Origin of the sequence: Pseudomonas sp. MS15a(2019) (assembly GCF_013277805.1) — a bacterium.
GTDB lineage: Bacteria > Pseudomonadota > Gammaproteobacteria > Pseudomonadales > Pseudomonadaceae > Chryseomonas > Chryseomonas benzopyrenica.
This window is the reverse complement of sequence record NZ_VBTN01000001.1, coordinates 162,331-176,243: the sequence shown is the minus strand read 5'-3', so window position 1 is coordinate 176,243 and position 13,913 is coordinate 162,331. Positions and strand designations below refer to the sequence as shown.

Sequence of the window (13,913 nt, the reverse complement as noted above, 5' to 3'; positions counted from 1 at the left end):
CGCACCGCCTCGCTCACTTCCGTTGGAGTTACACGATGTACGCCGACACCCTCACCTGGGGCCATGGCCCCCGCACCTTCGAAGTCTTTCTCGAGCCCACCTGCCCCTTTTCGGTCAAGGCCTTCAACAAGCTCGACGACCTGCTGACCCAGGCCGGCCCAGAGCGGATCACCCTGAAGATCCGCCTGCAATCCCAGCCCTGGCACCTGTTCTCCGGCGTGGTGGTGCGGTGCGTGCTGGCCGCCGCCACTCTCGAAGGTGGCAAGGAGAGCGCCAGGGCGGTGCTGGCCGCGGTGGCGGCCCATCGCGAGGAATTCGAGTTCAAGGATCACGCCACCGGCCCCAACCGCGACGCCACGCCCAATGACCTCATCACGCGCCTGGAAGGCTACAGCGGCCTGGCCCTGGCCGAGGCCTTCGCCAATCCGGACCTGCAGCACGCCATCAAGTGGCACTGCAAGTACGCCCGGCAGAACGGCATCCATGTCTCGCCGACCTTCATGATCGATGGCCTGGTGCAACCGGATATGAGCAGTGGCGACTCGGTCGCGGATTGGCTCGCCCGGCTGGAGTGAGCACCGGGGCTCAGGGTCGCGAGAAGGCGTAACCCCGTCACTCGCGCTATGCTCGGCAGCTTCCTCTCGCCCCGAGACAGACTCTTCATGACGTTCCCTGCCGGAGCTTCATCCTGGAAGCCCTGAGCGTCTACCTGGGCCTGGCCGCCCTCGCCTTTGGCGCGGCCACCCTGCTACCCCTACAGTCGGAAGCGGCCCTCGCCGGGCTGCTGCTTACCGAGCGCTATGCCACGGCGCTCCTGCTGCTGGCCGCGACGCTGGGCAATGTCGCCGGCTCGATGCTGAACTGGTGGCTCGGCACCCATCTCGAACGCTTTCGCCAACGCCGCTGGTTTCCGGTATCGCCGAAACGGCTTGTCCGCATTCAGGCGGCCTATCAGCGCTGGGGCTGGTGGTCGCTGCTGCTCAGCTGGACGCCCGTGATCGGTGATCCGCTGACCCTGGTCGCCGGCGTGATGCGCGAACCCCTGTGGCGCTTTCTACTGGTGGTGACCCTGGCCAAGACCACGCGCTATGTAGTGGTCTGGGGGCTTACCCAGGGTTGGCGCTGATCGAGCGCGCGAGGAAGGTCTTCCCGTCCTTACGTCCAGACTTCTCGGTACGCCACAGGAATACTGAACGCGCACTCTCAGCCGGCTTGACGGGTCCGCTGACCCAGCCAGGTCGCCTCGACGGAGGCCAGATCGGCGCGTGGGATGAGTTGCGCAGGAATGCAGCTGCAGCGCGACAGGTTGAAGACCTGACGGCCCTCGGCGGTCATGACGTCCTGCATGACCTTGAGCCCGGGCAGGATACGGCTGTACAGGTGCTCGTCCAGACCACAGGGCGATCTCGCGCCTGTGCTGCCTTCGTAGAAGCGTGGGGCCCGGGCATTGAGGTCGACACCGGCCAGATAGATCTTGCTAAAGCCCAGGTGATAGGCCAGTTGCAAGGCGATGAAGGCAACGGTCCGGACATCGAAGATGCCGTAGTCCATGTCTCGGCTGAAGCCGATGTCGCGCGCTCGGCGACTGAGCAAGGTGAGCGTGCGTTCGGCCTGATCACGCTCCAGCCCGAGGTAGTGTTCCAACCGGGTACTGGGCGCTCGTCGCAACGCGTGAGCCTTGGCCTGCCGGCTTTCCGGGAGCCGTTCGATTGCCGCAGGCCACAATGCCAGCCGTTGCGCCTGCTCGATCCCGCGCGCATAGAGCTCAGGTTGCTGCTCGGCAAAGCTCAGGTCGCTGCAGACGTAGAAGAGCGGACGGATGCCGCTCCCGCTCAGCTTGGCGATGGCACCGTTCATGGTGATGATCGGCACATCCTGCCAGGCGTCCAGGTTGAGTTCGGCAGCCGAAGGTCCGGAAGCCAGTAGGAGCACCGGGCCACGTTGACTGTTGCGCAAGGGCGCGAAGTCCTGGCTCACAGCGGCGAGCCACCTGGACGCGCGGCATCGAGGACCTTGGACAGGCAGTTTGAAAGCTGCTCGAGTGGCATACCACCAGCTCCCTGTACGGCAATGACGAAGGTTATTAGTCATACATATTCAACGGTACCGATAAAAAAGTAACCGGGCACCCTGGTGAATGACGCCACCAACGCTACGTTTTGCCGCTTAGGACTCACTTAAGGTGCCTGTACCGAATGTGGTGCCCATAGCAATTAAGAGACTTGTCTGTGAGCCAGCAGAAGCCGAGGCGGCCCAGGGCCTGGAACGATCCGGAGATCCGCCCTGCCCCCAGCGACATCGCGCCACTCGTGGGAGCTCGCGAGCGACCGATCGCCCCTTAACGGAGACACCGCTCCGACGATCAGGAATACCGCGCGGAGAGACGCCATTCGCGCAGGGCCTCGACCGCTCGCGAACGGCCCTCACCACGCATGGCAGGGTCACAGGCCTGGAATTTGCCGCCAACCGCACTGTGCTAGCACTAGCGCGGTGGGCAGGCGCGAGGACTGACGCCTCGCCGGCAAACTAGGAACCGCGGTAGGTGCTGAAGCCGTAGGGGCTGAGCAACAGCGGGATATGGTAGTGCTGCTCCGGCTGGGTGACGTCGAACACCACGGGGATTTCCGGGAAGAAGGCGCTGCGGCCCTGCTGGCGATAGTAGTCGCCGGTCTTGAAGACCACTCGGTATTCACCCTTCTCGAAGATCTTTTCCTGGGGAAACAGCGCCGGCACCCGTCCCTGCTCGTTAGTGACCTCCTCCGCCAGCGGCTGCCAGCCCTGCCCTACCTGGCGTTCCAGGGTCACATGCACCCCCGCCGACGGCTTGCCGTCTTCCAGGTTGAGCACATGGACGCTCAGGGGGTTGGGTGCAGCAATCGCGAAGCCGGACAGGGCCAGACCAGACAACAGGACGAACGTCTTCATGGAGATTTCCTTCAGGGATGGGAGGTGAAATTGAGGTGTTCGGCGGCCGCCAGCGCACAGCGCTCGTCCGCCCCGCCACCGCCGGCACCGGCGATGCCCAGGGCGCCGACCAGCTGGTCGCCTTCGTAGAGGGGGATGCCACCGCCGAGCAGCAGCAACTCGGGCAGGGTGACGAGATTGGCCGCATCCGGGTTCTGCCGGGCGCGCTCGGCCAACGCCTGCGACGGGGTACGGGTGGACAGTGCGGTAAAGGCCTTGCGCCGCGCCGCCTCGGCGTTGTGCGGCCCGACGCGGGTATCGCGTTGCAGGAGGATCAGTTGACCGCTGCGGTCGAGCACCGCGAGCGCGGCGCTGCAGGGCGCGGCCTGCGCCAGACGCTGGGCAGCCGCGAGGTCGAGATCGGGATGCTGCGGCAACGCCGCCTGCGCCTGACCGATGAACGCGGCGCCTAGCATGGCAGTGGAGAGAGAAAGAAAGCGCGACATGATTCGAGGTCCAGGAGATGACCTCGCCAACTTATCCTGATCTTTCGGTCAGGAGCGGGTACCGCAGGATGACAATTTTGTCAGGTTGTTCAGTGAGATAGCTGTCCAGACAAGATCAATAGGTGTCTCCGTAACGCGTGGTACTGCCTGCATGATCAAGACGTTTTCAGCTGACCGAGAGGATGTCCGGTAACTCCTGACCAGGCACTGGTCATCTCCACGCTTGTCATAGCCTGTACACCCATACGAGGAGAACTCATGGCTATCAATGCAGAACTCAAAGCTGAACTCTTGCGCCGGCTGTATCACTCGCACCCGGAAGGGCTGGGCAATGAAATCCTCGATAACCATCACGGCGAAGAGGCCGTGATGGATGTCCTCCAGGACCTGCAAGCGCATGGACTTATCCAGAAAGGCCATCTGTCCACAGACACTCAAGGAAAACGCGCTTTGGTACCGCCCGTTAAGCTGACGTCCGCGGGAGTAGACGTAGCAAAGGACGTTGAGTGATGAAAAGGGCCCATCGCCAGCGTTGGGCCCTTTCAATCAGGCTTCTAATACATCAAGACCAACTGATCCAAGAGACCTGATACCTGCAGCGTCACTGCAGTATTTCTGGACCCGACATCAATGTCAGTTGAGTTGCGGAGAGAAAGAAGGTATCGGTTGCCGCAACGGTACCATGCCGCACAGGGTGTCCTGCGCTATATGGATTAGACTCTGTACGACAAGTGCCTGCGCTCGGTGATGCTGCGTTAAAAGTCAGCTGGATCGCCAGTCCGATCGGAATGCTCGTTTACCACTCGTAACCTCGAGCGCGAGTCCGATCCGCTTCCTCGCCGATTTTGCCCTGCCTGACCTTCGCTCGACGACTTTTCTTACAGAGCCTAGGTCGAGATTGAGTAGAACTCGCTGGATCTACCAAGCCGGCTTGGTCACCGCCTGATCGCGTGATCATAGCGCGAGATTCTGGTTGGCCCCGTGGGGGACCCTTTGGGCATGCGCCAAACCACTGACCGATTCTGCTTGGATTTTGATTCTGTTTTGATCAGAGCCTAAAAACGAAAAAGGCCCAAGCCACTAAGTGCTTGAGCCTTCTCGTTGATTTGGTCGGGACGGAGTGATTCGAACACTCGACCCCTTGCACCCCATGCAAGTGCGCTACCAGGCTGCGCTACGCCCCGACTGTGTTCCTCTAGGGAACGGCGTGCATCTTACTGCAACACTTTGATTAATGGAAGCTTTTTTTCACTTTTTCAGTACGACGAGGACTTCTTCGAGTTCGCTGATCATCTGGCGGATGAGCTGGTGGTACTGCGAACCCTCATCGCGGGTCTCGTCGCCCTGGGTGAGACGCTGGCGCGCCCCGCCGATGGTGAAGCCTTCGTTGTACAGCAGAGAGCGGATCTGACGGATCATCAGCACGTCGTGACGCTGGTAATAGCGCCGGTTACCGCGGCGCTTCACCGGGTTCAGCTGGGGAAATTCCTGCTCCCAGTAGCGCAGCACGTGCGGTTTGACCAGGCAAAGGTCGCTCACCTCACCGATGGTGAAGTAGCGCTTGCCTGGTATGACCGGCAGTTCGTCGTTATGACTTGGTTCCAGCATAGGCCTCGACCCTGGCTTTGAGTTTCTGCCCGGGGCGGAAGGTCACCACACGGCGTGCCGTGATGGGTATCTCCTCCCCTGTCTTGGGATTGCGTCCGGGGCGCTGGCGCTTGTCGCGCAGGTCGAAGTTGCCGAAACCGGATAACTTGACCTGCTCGTTGCTTTCGAGCGCATGACGAATTTCTTCGAAGAACAGTTCGACCAATTCCTTGGCTTCACGTTTGTTCAGACCGAGCTCTTCAAACAGACGTTCGGCCATCTCAGCTTTCGTCAGGGCCCCCATGCGCTATTTCCTTAACGTGGCGTTGAACCTTCTTTCCAGAGAAACGAGGATTTTCTGCGTCGTTTCGTTGACTTCTTCATCGGTTAATGTGCGCGATGGATGTTGCAAGGTCAAGCCGATGGCGACGCTTTTTCTATGTGGATCAATACCTTTGCCTTGGTAGACGTCGAACAGACGCAGTTCCTTGAGGCCTTCTCCGGCGTTTCCGCGGATGTCGGCCAAGAGGTCGCCTGCGGCGACGGCTTCGTCCACCACCAGTGCCAGGTCACGCCGCACTTCCGGGAAGCGCGACAGCTCGCCAAAGCGCGGCAGGCTGCCGGTGGTCAGGGCATCCAGTGCCAGCTCGAAGAGGAACACCGGGCGATCCACGTCCAGCTCGCGCGCCACTTCCGGGTGCAGGGCGCCCAGATATCCGACTGGCTGCCCTGCCCTTTCGATCAGCGCGGTCTGCCCCGGGTGCAACGCCGGATGCTCGCCCGTGACGAAGCGGAAGTCGCTACCCGCACCAGACTGAGCCAGCAGCGCCTCGACATCGGCCTTGACGTCGAAGAAGTCCACCGCCTCACGTCCGGACGACCAGCTCTCCGGCAGACGCGAACCGCAGACGGCGCCGGCGAGGACGTTTTCCTGCACCAGGCCTTCCAGTTGACCGACGAATCTCAGACCCGACTCGAACAGCCGAACGCGGTCCTGCTGACGGTTAAGGTTGTACTGCACAGCCTTGACCAGACCCGGCCACAGCGACGAGCGCATGGCGGCCATGTCGGTGGAAATGGGATTGGCCAGCATTACCGGCTGGGCCTCAGGGGCGAACAGACGGAAGGTCTTTTCGTCGATGAAGCTGTAGGTGATGGCTTCCTGATAACCACGGGCCACCAGCAGGCGACGCAGCTGGCTCAGCTCGCCCTTGCTCTCGGGCAGGGGCTGCGGCGCCAGGCGGGCCTGGGGGAAACGGATCGGCAGCTGGTTGTAGCCATAGAGGCGCGCCAGCTCTTCGATCAGGTCCACTTCGATACTGATGTCGAAGCGGTGGCTAGGTACGCCTACCTGCCAGCGACCGGCTTCCAGGCGGGCCACGGCCAGACCCAGACCGCTGAGTAGACGCTCGACCTGGGCATCGTCCAGGGTCAAACCCAGGACGCGCTCGATGCGCTCGGCGCGCAGCAGGATCGGCTCGACCTGCGGCAGGTGCTCGTCACTGACCGCCTCGATCACCGGACCTGGTTCGCCGCCAACGATGTCGAGCAGCAGACGGGTCGCCCGCTCCATGGCCTTGCGTGCCAGCTCGAAGTCCACGCCCCGCTCGAAGCGGTGGGAGGAATCGGTGTGCAAGCCGTAGGAACGAGCCTTGCCGGCCACGGCGATGGTGTCGAAGAAGGCGCTTTCCAAGAACAGATCACGAGTACCGGCGGCGACACCGCTGTGCTCGCCACCCATGACGCCGGCGATAGCCAGGGCGCGTTCGTGGTCGGCGATCACCAGGGTGTCGTTGCGCAGTTCGATGTCCTGGCCATCCAGCAGCACCAGGCGCTCGCCGGCATCGGCCAGACGCACGCGAATGCCGCCCTTGATCTGGTCCAGATCGAAGGCATGCATGGGCTGACCGAGTTCGAGCATCACGTAGTTGGTGACGTCGACGGCGGCGTCGATGCTGCGCACGCCACTGCGGCGCAGACGCTCGACCATCCAGTCCGGCGTGGGACGGGATAGGTCGACGTTGTTGACCACGCGACCCAGGTAGCGCGGGCAGGCCTGGGGCGCCAGCACCTCGACCGGACGGGTCTCCTGGTGAGTAGCCGCCACGGCCTCGACCTGTAGGGGCTCGACGGTGGCGTTGTACAGGGCACCCACTTCCCGCGCCAGACCGGCGATGGACAGGCAGTCGCCGCGGTTCGGGGTCAGGTCGACGTCGATGATGGCGTCGTCCAGTTGCAGGTAGCTGCGGATGCTCTCGCCCACCGGCGCGCCGGCCGGCAGTTCCAGCAGGCCGCCGTTGTCGTCGCTGATCTGCAATTCGCTGGCCGAGCAGAGCATGCCGTGGGATTCCACGCCGCGCAGCTTGGCCTTCTTGATGGTGAAGTCACCCGGCAGCGTGGCGCCGACGGTAGCGAAAGGCACCTTGAGGCCCGCGCGCACATTGGGCGCGCCGCAGACCACCTGGAAGGATTCCTGGCCGTTGCTGACCTGGCAGACATTGAGCTTGTCGGCATCGGGATGGCGCTCGACGGAAACCACCTCGCCGACGATGACGCCCTGGAAGCGCCCGGCCGCCGCTTCGACGCCGTCCACTTCCAGGCCGGCCATGGACAGCCGGGCAACCAGATCCTCGTGCGTAGCCGCAGGGTTCACCCAGCTACGAAGCCATTGTTCACTGAATTTCATAGGACTCCCGTCTGGCAGCTAGCGGAATTGCGCCAGGAAGCGCAGATCGTTGTCGAAGAAGAGGCGCAGGTCGTTGACCCCGTAGCGCAGCATGGCCAGGCGCTCGGCGCCCATGCCAAAGGCGAAGCCCTGGTACTTCTCCGGATCGATGCCGGCCATGCGCAGGACGTTGGGATGGACCATGCCGCAGCCCAGCACCTCGAGCCAGCGCGAAGCCGGTTCGCCATCGCGACTCGGGCGGCGGATGTCCACCTCGGCCGACGGCTCGGTGAAGGGGAAGTAGGAGGGACGGAAGCGGACTTCCAGCTCTTCCTCGAAGAATTCGCGCAGGAAGGTCACCAGGGTGCTCTTGAGATCGGCGAAGCTGACTTCCTCATCGATCACCAGGCCTTCGACCTGATGGAACATCGGCGAGTGGGTCTGATCGCTGTCGCAGCGATAGACACGACCCGGGCAGATGATGCGGATCGGCGGCTGCTGGCTCTCCATGGTGCGGATCTGCACCGGCGAGGTGTGGGTGCGCAGCAGCATGTTGGCGTTGAAGTAGAAGGTGTCGTGCATCGCCCGCGCCGGGTGGTGGCCGGGGATGTTGAGCGCTTCGAAGTTATGGTAGTCGTCTTCGATCTCGGGACCGGTGGCGACGCCATAGCCGATGTTGGCGAACAGACGCTCGATACGCTCCAGGGTACGGGTGACCGGATGCAGACCACCCGAGGCCTGACCGCGCCCGGGCAGGGTCACGTCGATGCGTTCCGCGGCGAGGCGAGCGGCCAGCGCGGCCTGCTCCAGCGTCGCCTTGCGGCTGTTGATTGCGTCCTGGACACGTTCCTTGGCGGCGTTGATCAGCGCGCCAGCCTGGGGACGCTCCTCAGCGGTGAGGTGGCCCAGGGTCTTCATGATCTGGGTCAGCTCACCCTTTTTGCCCAGGTAATTGACCCGGAGCTGTTCCAGGGCATTGGTGTCTTCGGTGTGCCGCACGGCCTCCAGTGCTTGGGAGACCAGCGCATCCAGGTTTTCCATCTAGGGACTCCAGATACAAAATAGGGGAAGAGCTATGAGGCTCTTCCCCTATTGATAACGTTGCTTCGCGCCAGAGGCGCGAGATTGCCGGGGGGCTTAAGCCAGCGAAGCTTTAGCTTTCTCGACAATCGCAGCAAACGCCGCTTTTTCGTTCACGGCCAGATCGGCCAGTACCTTACGGTCGATCTCGATGGCCGCTTTCTTCAGGCCGGCGATCAGACGGCTGTAGGACAGACCGTTGATACGAGCACCAGCGTTGATACGAGCGATCCACAGAGCGCGGAACTGACGCTTCTTCTGACGGCGGTCACGGTAGGCGTATTGGCCTGCCTTAATTACCGCTTGCTTAGCGACGCGGAAGACGCGCGAACGGGCACCGTAGTAGCCTTTGGCGAGCTTCAGGATTTTCTTGTGACGGCGACGAGCGATGACGCCACGCTTAACACGAGCCATGGGTAACTTCCTTTAAATTCTTGACCAGGATTAACGAAGGCGCAGCATGCGCTCGACCTTTTGGACGTCGGATGCATGCATCAGCGACGTACCGCGCAGCTGACGCTTACGCTTGGTGGTCATCTTGGTCAGAATGTGGCTCTTGAAAGCGTGCTTGTGCTTGATGCCACCAGCAGTTTTCACGAAGCGCTTCGCAGCGCCGCTTTTGGTTTTCATCTTTGGCATGTTCGGATACTCCGCATTGAGTGATTACGCATAACAGCAAGGCCTGCCAGTGCCCTGGTAGTTACTTTTTCTTCTTGGGGGCGATGACCATGATGAGTTGGCGTCCTTCCATCTTAGGATGCTGCTCAACGGCGCCGTGTTCGACGAGGTCAGCTTCGACCCGCTTCAACAGCTCCATGCCCAGCTCCTGGTGGGCCATCTCCCGGCCGCGGAATCTCAACGAGACCTTGGCCTTGTCCCCCTCGGTTAGGAAACGTACCAGGTTGCGTAGTTTTACCTGGTAATCCCCTTCTTCCGTCCCTGGACGAAACTTGATTTCTTTGACCTGAGCCTGCTTCTGGTTCTTCTTCGCCGCCGCGACTTGCTTCTTCTTCTCGAAGACGTGCTTGCCGTAGTCCATGATCCGGCAGACCGGGGGTACGGCGTCGGCGGTGATTTCCACCAGATCCAGCTTGGCGTCTTCAGCAGCCTGCAGGGCCTCCTGGATGGAGACGATGCCTACTTGCTGACCATCGGCGCCAATAAGGCGAACTTCCCGGGCGGTGATATTTTCGTTGATCGGTGCCCGGGGTGCGGCTCGCTTGTCTTGTCTCATGTCACGCTGCTTGATAGTGATTACTCCGAATCTTGCCGGCCACGCCGGGAAACCGCTTGCGTGAGCAGCTCGCGGAAACGCTCGACGGGCATGGAGCCCAGATCTACGCCTTCACGGGTACGCACGGCAACGGATCGTGTCTCAACCTCCCGGTCTCCAATAACCAGGAGATAGGGAACCTTGAGCAAAGTATGCTCGCGGATTTTAAAGCCGATCTTCTCGTTTCTCAAGTCGGCTTTGGCCCGGAAGCCCTCAGCGTTCAATTCGCCGACGACCTGCTGGGCAAAATCGGCCTGTTTGTCGGTGATATTGAGTACCACCGCCTGGGTCGGAGCGAGCCAGGCCGGGAACAGACCGGCATAGTGCTCGATGAGCATGCCGATGAAGCGCTCGAAGGAACCGAGGATGGCACGGTGCAGCATCACCGGGCGCTGACGACTGTTGTCCTCGGAGATGTAGCTGGCATCGAGGCGTTCCGGCAGGTTGGGATCGTACTGCAGGGTACCACATTGCCAGTTACGCCCCAGGCAGTCCTTGAGGGTGAATTCGATCTTGGGCCCGTAGAAGGCGCCCTCGCCCGGCTGGTATTCCCACTCCAGACCCGAGGCGTCCAGGGCATCGGCCAGCGCCTTCTCGGCGCGATCCCACAGCTCTTCGGAACCGACGCGCTTGGCCGGTCGGGTGGAGAGCTTCATGATCACGTCGGTGAAGCCGAAGTCGGCATAGACCTGCAGGGTCAGCTTGATGAAGTCGGCCGCTTCCTTTTCCACCTGTTCTTCGGTACAGAAGATGTGGGCGTCGTCCTGGGTGAAGCCGCGTACGCGCATGATGCCGTGCAGGGCGCCGGACGGCTCGTTGCGGTGGCAGGCACCGAACTCGGCCAGGCGCAGCGGCAGGTCGCGGTAGGACTTCAGACCCTGGTTGAACACCTGCACGTGGCAGGGGCAGTTCATGGGCTTCACCGCGAAGTCACGGTTTTCCGACGCCGTGGTGAACATATTCTCGGCGTAGTTGGACCAGTGACCCGAGCGCTCCCAGAGGATGCGATCGACCACCTGGGGCGTCTTGATCTCCTGGTAGCCGTGGTCGCGCTGGACCTTACGCATGTACTGCTCGAGCACCTGGTAAACGGTCCAGCCATTGGCGTGCCAGAACACCATGCCGGGCGCTTCTTCCTGCAGGTGGAAGAGATCGAGCTGCTTGCCGATGCGGCGATGGTCACGTTTCTCGGCTTCCTCGATGCGCTGGATGTAGGCCGCCAGCTGCTTCTTGTCCGCCCAGGCGGTGCCATAGATACGCTGCAGCTGCTCGTTCTTGGCGTCGCCACGCCAGTAGGCGCCGGACAACTTGGTCAGCTTGAACGCCTTGAGGAAGCGGGTGTTGGGCACGTGCGGGCCCCGGCACATGTCGACGTATTCCTCGTGGTAGTACAGGCCCATGGCCTGCTCCTCGGGCATGTCGTCGATCAGGCGCAGCTTGTACTCCTCACCCCGGGCCTTGAACACCTCGATGACTTCGGCGCGCGGCGTCATCTTCTTGATGACGTCGTAGTCCTTGTCGATCAGCTCGCGCATCCGCGTCTCGATGGCCGAGAGGTCATCCAGGGTAAAGGGACGCTCGAAGGAGATGTCGTAGTAGAAGCCTTCGTCGATCACCGGGCCAATGACCATCTTGGCGGTCGGGAACAGCTGCTTGACCGCATGACCCACCAGGTGAGCGCAGGAGTGGCGGATGATCTCCAGACCGTCCTCGTCCTTGGCGGTGATGATCTGCAGGTTGGCATCCTGCTCGATGAGATCGCTGGCATCGCGCAGCTGGCCGTCGACGCGACCGGCAATGGTGGCCTTGGCAAGACCGGCACCAATGGACTGGGCGACTTCGGCTACGGTGACGGGCTTGTCGAATGGACGTTGGCTACCGTCGGGGAGAGTAATGACAGGCATGGCGCCTCCTCAACTCAGTGGTGACCCATACCAAGGGCCACATGGTGGGATTGGCCAGTAAGCAGCCGCACCGCTGGAAATCCCGCCGCACAGTGGCAGGGCCGCAAGGCATTCCGGGCGACGCGAAAGGATCACTGGAAAGTTTGGGACGGAAATCCTTTCAGAAACTGAGACCTGGCGCAACCTCGCAAGGGACGGTTGCCCGCTCAACGTGCCACGTCGGGGTACTTCTTGAGGAACTGCTTCTGCATTTCCTGGCAGTTTTCCATCAGCGCCTGGCGATCCGCCGGCGAGGTGTCCGCGGCATTGGCCCGCGCCAGGCACTGGTCGATGGCCTGCTGCTCGTTGGCGCGGCTGACCGGCGTGGCATTGTGGCGATAGACGTAGATGATGGAGCCGAAGACCACGACCGCGAACAGGATCGACAGCAGGATCAATCCCAGGCAACCACCCTTGCCGATCTGCCGGCCTTCACCACCCTGCGTCATCATTCGCTCCTCGTTGTGGCGGGCCCATGCTCGCGCCTGGCGAGGCAGTGGAGCCCCAGGAAAAATCGTCCGCCAGTCTACGTGAAAACCTGGATCGCCACGACCGAGGCAAGCGGTCACACCCCTACCCGCCTGAGGGATCCGTATAAACCTCAGACTTCCAAAAGTTCTTCCAGGTGAAACATATTCACACGAGATTCAACCAAAGGCGCCTTTGGTTAACGCCGGACAAGATTACCCGCATTTAACAGTGCAAGACTGTTCAGCGACTATTCAAGAAAAGCTCGGCTCCTATTAATCCAGTGTTAAGGGATCCGGCGGAGTATCGATTCTAGGCACTACAGAACAAGGTTCTGTTACCTGAGCGATAACCCAACTTCAATTGCATATCCGCTGGAGGCAGCACATGAACGTCAAGAATAAACTGGCAAAGAGCCTGCTGGTCGTCGCCGTCGTAGCCGCCTGCTCGTCTGCGGCCTTCGCCGCTACCCAAGCCCCCTCGCCCAGCGAACTGGGCAATTTCCAGGCGCTGTCCACTCAAGGCCAAAGAGCCTTCACCGATATATCCGCCGCACGCCTGGAACTCTTTCAAGGGCAAACGAAGAAAGCGGTAAGCCATGTCAAGGATGCGCAACAGGCACTCAAACTTGCACAGTCGGATAATACGGCGCTGAAAAAAGCCGCGAGTGAGTTGCAGGTCAAGGATAATCAGGGCAAGGCCGACACCAGCACGACCGTAACCTCCTGGCTACCGATTTGGGGTGACACCGTGGTGCAGGACAGTTATATGGCCAGCCCGCAAAAAGTGAAAGCAGTGGCGGACGCCAACAACAAGCTCAAACACGGCGACGCCAAGGGCGCCGCGGAAACCCTGCGTCTGGCCAACGTCGATATCGACACCGCCATCGCCCTGGCACCACTCAAGCAGACCATGACGGACGTCGATCAGGCGGCCAAGCAACTGGCCAGCGACAAGTTCTATGAAGCCAACCTGACGCTCAAGCAGGCTCAGGATGGCGTGCGCTACGCCTCGACGGCCCTGGACTTCACGGCGAACAAACACGGGCTGCAGCCGGCGGGCTCCTTCACCGAGACCGTTACCCCGAGCAGCTGATGGCTTGGGGCGGACAACAGGGCGATCGCGAGATCGCCCTGTTCGAACCCAGCACGCCTGGCTGACCAAAGGCTACCGAGCAGGTAAACGAAAACTGGATCGCCCTTCTTACCCACCAGCCGTGCGGCTTTGTCAGGCAAGATAGGATGCAAGCCAATACCCCTTCTGCAAGAAGCGTCGGCAAGACAGACCACCGCATTCAGCGCTCCCACCCTCAACGTACCCATTCAGCGGACGCAAGCTGTCGCTTAGAAGAGCCAGTAGGCCTGTGGCGGGCACCTAAGCCTGTCACCGGGTAAAGGCTTCGCTTTCCCAGCCTCGCATACGCCTTTCCCCCTTTCCTCTCAATAGCAGCTCTGCCAGGCCCTGCTGACACGCCCCAGCTGCCAAGT

General features: G+C 61.6%; 16 protein-coding genes and 1 tRNA gene. 4 read left to right on the top strand and 13 right to left on the bottom strand.

Going from position 1 to position 13,913, the window contains the following annotated elements:
• Positions 1–35 precede the first annotated feature (35 nt).
• On the top strand, positions 36–575 hold the full coding sequence (locus FEZ61_RS00840; RefSeq protein WP_160922943.1) for a thioredoxin: 540 nt from the start codon (positions 36–38) through the stop codon (positions 573–575).
• Between the two features lie 113 nt (positions 576–688).
• The gene (locus FEZ61_RS00835; protein WP_160923225.1) at positions 689–1,126 is read left to right on the top strand and encodes a YqaA family protein; all 438 of its coding nucleotides are present in this window, start codon (positions 689–691) and stop codon (positions 1,124–1,126) included.
• Positions 1,127–1,203: 77 nt separating this feature from the next.
• Here FEZ61_RS00835 and FEZ61_RS00830 read toward each other — a convergent pair whose 3' ends face one another.
• The 3 genes from FEZ61_RS00830 to FEZ61_RS00820 form a co-directional block, all read right to left on the bottom strand.
• Entirely contained in the window at positions 1,204–1,977 is a 774-nt protein-coding gene (locus FEZ61_RS00830; protein WP_160922942.1) for a lipopolysaccharide biosynthesis protein, read from the bottom strand.
• Between the two features lie 549 nt (positions 1,978–2,526).
• Positions 2,527–2,925 carry a hydroxyisourate hydrolase gene (uraH, locus tag FEZ61_RS00825; RefSeq protein WP_160922941.1) on the bottom strand — a complete coding sequence of 133 codons (399 nt, stop codon included), beginning with the start codon at positions 2,923–2,925 and terminating at the stop codon, positions 2,527–2,529.
• Between the two features lie 11 nt (positions 2,926–2,936).
• On the bottom strand, positions 2,937–3,410 hold the full coding sequence (locus tag FEZ61_RS00820) for a heme-binding protein (protein ID WP_173146757.1): 474 nt from the start codon (positions 3,408–3,410) through the stop codon (positions 2,937–2,939).
• Between the two features lie 258 nt (positions 3,411–3,668).
• On the opposite strand from FEZ61_RS00820, the gene FEZ61_RS00815 reads away from it, so the two are divergent.
• Entirely contained in the window at positions 3,669–3,920 is a 252-nt protein-coding gene (locus FEZ61_RS00815; protein ID WP_081594562.1) for a hypothetical protein, read from the top strand.
• A 597-nt stretch (positions 3,921–4,517) separates the two neighbouring features.
• Here FEZ61_RS00815 and FEZ61_RS00810 read toward each other — a convergent pair.
• From FEZ61_RS00810 to FEZ61_RS00765, 10 genes are all read right to left on the bottom strand, one after another.
• Positions 4,518–4,594: transfer RNA gene (locus FEZ61_RS00810), tRNA-Pro, on the bottom strand.
• Between the two features lie 64 nt (positions 4,595–4,658).
• Positions 4,659–5,018, bottom strand: a complete 360-nt coding sequence (locus FEZ61_RS00805; RefSeq protein ID WP_007159195.1) for a MerR family transcriptional regulator — start codon at positions 5,016–5,018, stop codon at positions 4,659–4,661.
• On the bottom strand, positions 4,999–5,301 hold the full coding sequence (gene ihfA / locus FEZ61_RS00800) for an integration host factor subunit alpha (protein ID WP_007159196.1): 303 nt from the start codon (positions 5,299–5,301) through the stop codon (positions 4,999–5,001). The genes FEZ61_RS00805 and ihfA overlap by 20 nt, the downstream gene beginning before the upstream one ends.
• A 3-nt stretch (positions 5,302–5,304) precedes the next feature.
• Positions 5,305–7,683: a phenylalanine--tRNA ligase subunit beta gene (gene pheT / locus FEZ61_RS00795; protein WP_173146755.1), complete on the bottom strand. Its 2,379-nt coding sequence runs from the start codon at positions 7,681–7,683 to the stop codon at positions 5,305–5,307.
• Between the two features lie 18 nt (positions 7,684–7,701).
• Positions 7,702–8,703, bottom strand: coding sequence for a phenylalanine--tRNA ligase subunit alpha (gene pheS / locus FEZ61_RS00790; protein WP_017638834.1), 1,002 nt, complete (start codon positions 8,701–8,703; stop codon positions 7,702–7,704).
• Positions 8,704–8,799: 96 nt separating this feature from the next.
• Positions 8,800–9,156 (bottom strand): 50S ribosomal protein L20, encoded by a 357-nt coding sequence (rplT, locus tag FEZ61_RS00785; RefSeq protein WP_007159199.1) that lies wholly within the window; start codon positions 9,154–9,156, stop codon positions 8,800–8,802.
• Positions 9,157–9,186: 30 nt separating this feature from the next.
• Entirely contained in the window at positions 9,187–9,381 is a 195-nt protein-coding gene (gene rpmI, locus FEZ61_RS00780; protein WP_007159200.1) for a 50S ribosomal protein L35, read from the bottom strand.
• 61 nt (positions 9,382–9,442) lie between these two features.
• The gene (gene infC / locus FEZ61_RS00775; protein WP_017638835.1) at positions 9,443–9,976 is read right to left on the bottom strand and encodes a translation initiation factor IF-3; all 534 of its coding nucleotides are present in this window, start codon (positions 9,974–9,976) and stop codon (positions 9,443–9,445) included.
• Positions 9,977–9,996: 20 nt separating this feature from the next.
• The gene (thrS, locus tag FEZ61_RS00770) at positions 9,997–11,919 is read right to left on the bottom strand and encodes a threonine--tRNA ligase (protein ID WP_017638836.1); all 1,923 of its coding nucleotides are present in this window, start codon (positions 11,917–11,919) and stop codon (positions 9,997–9,999) included.
• A gap of 206 nt (positions 11,920–12,125) precedes the next feature.
• Positions 12,126–12,410 (bottom strand): hypothetical protein, encoded by a 285-nt coding sequence (locus tag FEZ61_RS00765; protein WP_173146753.1) that lies wholly within the window; start codon positions 12,408–12,410, stop codon positions 12,126–12,128.
• A 403-nt stretch (positions 12,411–12,813) separates the two neighbouring features.
• On the opposite strand from FEZ61_RS00765, the gene FEZ61_RS00760 reads away from it, so the two are divergent.
• Positions 12,814–13,521, top strand: coding sequence for a YfdX family protein (locus FEZ61_RS00760; protein WP_173146751.1), 708 nt, complete (start codon positions 12,814–12,816; stop codon positions 13,519–13,521).
• Positions 13,522–13,913 lie beyond the last annotated feature (392 nt).

Excerpts from the sequence above, each read along its gene's own strand:
- FEZ61_RS00840 (WP_160922943.1), top strand. The coding sequence starts at position 36 with ATGTACGCCGACACCCTCACCTGGGGCCATGGCCCCCGCACCTTCGAA.
- uraH (WP_160922941.1), bottom strand. The coding sequence starts at position 2,925 with ATGAAGACGTTCGTCCTGTTGTCTGGTCTGGCCCTGTCCGGCTTCGCG.
- FEZ61_RS00820 (WP_173146757.1), bottom strand. The coding sequence starts at position 3,410 with ATGTCGCGCTTTCTTTCTCTCTCCACTGCCATGCTAGGCGCCGCGTTC.
- FEZ61_RS00815 (WP_081594562.1), top strand. The coding sequence starts at position 3,669 with ATGGCTATCAATGCAGAACTCAAAGCTGAACTCTTGCGCCGGCTGTAT.
- FEZ61_RS00805 (WP_007159195.1), bottom strand. The coding sequence starts at position 5,018 with ATGCTGGAACCAAGTCATAACGACGAACTGCCGGTCATACCAGGCAAG.
- ihfA (WP_007159196.1), bottom strand. The coding sequence starts at position 5,301 with ATGGGGGCCCTGACGAAAGCTGAGATGGCCGAACGTCTGTTTGAAGAG.
- pheT (WP_173146755.1), bottom strand. The coding sequence starts at position 7,683 with ATGAAATTCAGTGAACAATGGCTTCGTAGCTGGGTGAACCCTGCGGCT.
- pheS (WP_017638834.1), bottom strand. The coding sequence starts at position 8,703 with ATGGAAAACCTGGATGCGCTGGTCTCCCAAGCACTGGAGGCCGTGCGG.
- rplT (WP_007159199.1), bottom strand. The coding sequence starts at position 9,156 with ATGGCTCGTGTTAAGCGTGGCGTCATCGCTCGTCGCCGTCACAAGAAA.
- rpmI (WP_007159200.1), bottom strand. The coding sequence starts at position 9,381 with ATGCCAAAGATGAAAACCAAAAGCGGCGCTGCGAAGCGCTTCGTGAAA.
- infC (WP_017638835.1), bottom strand. The coding sequence starts at position 9,976 with ATGAGACAAGACAAGCGAGCCGCACCCCGGGCACCGATCAACGAAAAT.
- thrS (WP_017638836.1), bottom strand. The coding sequence starts at position 11,919 with ATGCCTGTCATTACTCTCCCCGACGGTAGCCAACGTCCATTCGACAAG.
- FEZ61_RS00765 (WP_173146753.1), bottom strand. The coding sequence starts at position 12,410 with ATGATGACGCAGGGTGGTGAAGGCCGGCAGATCGGCAAGGGTGGTTGC.
- FEZ61_RS00760 (WP_173146751.1), top strand. The coding sequence starts at position 12,814 with ATGAACGTCAAGAATAAACTGGCAAAGAGCCTGCTGGTCGTCGCCGTC.